The following is a 2,788-nucleotide window of genomic DNA, read 5'->3' as shown; positions in this document are numbered from 1 at the left end:
TTTGAATTTAAGATTACACCGTCACAATCAAATATATAAAGGTTGTAATTATATATTGGGTGCATAAATCGATCCTTGTTCAATCGGATAGCTTGTTGGTGTTAAAGCTGTGATAGTAAGTTCTGGGGCTGCAGCCTTGAAGTGACTAAATAATTCAATCATTTCTATTTGGCGTATATCGCCAAGTTCATATCCATCTACGCCAACTAATGAAATATGTTTAGCATTAGCGTGAATAGCTAGGGCAAGCGCATAGGCTGCAGTTAGATCGAATGGGACAGTGCAAAATTCGTTTTCAGCAATAAACCGCTTTGGTTCAATATTTAGTCCGTAATCAACGAATTCATTGCTAATCTCATGAAGCTCTGCGTCAGTAAAGCGATGTGCAGGTAGAATGATTGGTGATTGTAGATTCTTGTATATCTCATGTTCAGAAAGAAATTTACTGTTATGAGATACACAGTAGTAGTTAATAAGTTCAGGGGTTACACAGGTAATAGCATTTAGCGCAATGACTATTGGTTTGCGCTCAGTTATGTAGGCCTCTATAGCAGGCAAGTAGCGTTCAAGGCTTGGGCCGTTGCTGATTATCAGTAGCTCTTTCTCGGTAAACTTGTTTTTAAGTTTGCTGCTACCTGTGACAGCTTTCTTGGCTGTATCAAAGCTGATAGCGGTTTCCATAACATCGCCATTATAAGAAGTTGTTCCTTCTAATTGGCTTAGGTAGTTGATGGCCCCAACAATCTCTTCGGTACCATAGTGCTTATTGGCAATAAGGTTTTGAATATAAGTGGGGTGGACATCATTTTGAGCACCAAGAAAATACAGTAGGCTACTGCCCCAACCGTAGTCTTTTTGCATTTGCTCGAAATGGCGTATAACAAGCTCGTAGACTGCAGATGGTCGATATTTACAGTCGTTTCCATCAAGCACTGCAAGTAGACTTTCTGTTTGCGCGTTACCAGCTCCACGCCCCATACCTGTCACAGTGACATCTAACCAAGACACACCTAAATCTTTAGCTGTTAACGTATTATCAAGTGCCTTTGCCATATTGTTGTGAGTATGGATACCGATATCACCCTGCCATTGAGTGCGAATAGCGTCAACAATACGGGTGACTTCTGTAGCATCCATATTGCCGAGAGAGTCTGCAAAATAAAGGCAATCTAATCCATTCCAACTTGCGGCAATTTGGGCTTTTTGCGCAATGACTTCACAAGACTTTCCACCTGCTTGCATAAGGTTATAGCCGACGATATAACCTTTCGCTCTAAGTGCATCAATAATCGCTTCAGAACGATCAACTTCATGGAAGTGGGCTGCAACTCGCACAAGAGCTATTGGGCTATAAGCCGCATCGACAAACAGTGCATCGACAGCTTGTTCAATGGCCATACCTGAATCTAAAATTGTTTTGGCATCGACCATTACGCCATATTTCGGTCCTTCGGGTAAATTTAATGACTGAATAAAGGCTTCTGTTGTATAGGCAAAAGGACCATCAAAACCTACTTTAGGGAAGTTACGTAAACCGAGTTCAACATAGTCGATATTGGCTGATGCCATTGCATTTAGGTAGGCATCGACGACTTCTGGTTTAAAGTCCCAATTGTTGTAATAACCGCCGTCTCTTAGTGTGCAATCAAGAATATACATAAGTCACCAATTAATAGTAAAACTAGGGATTCAAAAGATAGTAAGCTCAGCACTCTAAATCATTTCGTGGAGTAGGTGAGCCAATTGCATCGATGTATCGTATAGAGATGGTAAGAGGTCTACAACTGTATAGTTGTAGAGATCGCTATTTACCTTTTAAAAGAGGGAATAGTGTGAGTTGACGCATCTCTTGGTTCATTAACTGTTGCTACATTTTATTCATTGCTAAGCGTGAAACTCGTTATAATATCAATTCGATGATCTAATGGGGTCAGCCAGCTTTCCTGTTGAACGCTTCAGCTCACTTCCAAGATGCTTTAGTCACTTAAGCCCCATGTAGTCGCTGTTAAGATTGTGTAGAGTGACTAATCGCTGACGTTTTTAATGAAAAGAGTTATTGAATGAAGATTTTTGTTATTAGTTTAAAAACCTCCGTTGAGCGCCATATTAAGGTAGCAGAAGCTTTGAAAGGAGTGTGTTTTTCTTTTTTTGATGCGGAAAACATCAAAGCTAATCCGCAACATAGTATTTTTTCACTATACGATGGTGATAAGACGAAAAAATATAAAGGCTATAAATTGACCACTCCTGAGTTAGGGTGCTTTGCTAGCCATATTTCACTGTGGAAACAGTGTGTTGCAGATGGCGAGGTGTTTTTAGTCCTAGAGGATAACCTAGCATTATTTGGTGATCTTAAAAGCCAATTAGAAAATATTGAACGGCTCACGACACAATATGGTGTCGTGAAACTAGGAAATATTTTTGAAAGAAAGTTTGCTGACATAGAGCCGATCGATGAACAGTATAAGCTGATTTCAAATTTGAAAGGCGCTTGTGGCACCTCGGCTTACGCCATAACCCCGCAAGCGGCAAAAAATTACCTAAATCAGGTCGATGGCTTCTTTGAACCTGTTGATGACTTTATGGATAATGAATGGCGCACTAACCAGACCTTGTATAGCTACCACCCAAAGCTGGTTTCTAGAAGTGATGCGGCATCCGTGATTGGTCAGCGAAAGAACAAAGCCAAGTTAGGTCTAGCTAATAAGCTTTTGGTAGAGCTTTATCGGTTGCTTAAACAATTTAAACAATCAAATTATAACAAAAGTCATAAATAGATTTGTTGTGC

At 40.1% G+C, this 2,788-nt stretch carries 2 protein-coding genes; one reads left to right on the top strand and one right to left on the bottom strand.

The annotated features are described in order from the left end of the window. Nucleotides 1–48: 48 nt before the first annotated feature. The gene (locus tag K5Q73_RS21180; protein ID WP_220762625.1) at nt 49–1,659 is read right to left on the bottom strand and encodes an aldolase catalytic domain-containing protein; all 1,611 of its coding nucleotides are present in this window, start codon (nt 1,657–1,659) and stop codon (nt 49–51) included. A 401-nt stretch (nt 1,660–2,060) separates the two neighbouring features. Between K5Q73_RS21180 and K5Q73_RS21175 the strand changes: the two genes are divergently transcribed. Continuing rightward, complete coding sequence (locus tag K5Q73_RS21175; RefSeq protein WP_220762627.1) at nt 2,061–2,777, top strand: glycosyltransferase family 25 protein; 717 nt, start codon at nt 2,061–2,063, stop codon at nt 2,775–2,777. Nucleotides 2,778–2,788: the final 11 nt, after the last annotated feature.

It is taken from the genome of Shewanella sp. MBTL60-112-B2 (assembly GCF_019655055.1).
Taxonomy (GTDB): Bacteria; Pseudomonadota; Gammaproteobacteria; order Enterobacterales; family Shewanellaceae; genus Shewanella.
This window is presented reverse-complemented; position numbering and strand designations above follow the sequence as displayed.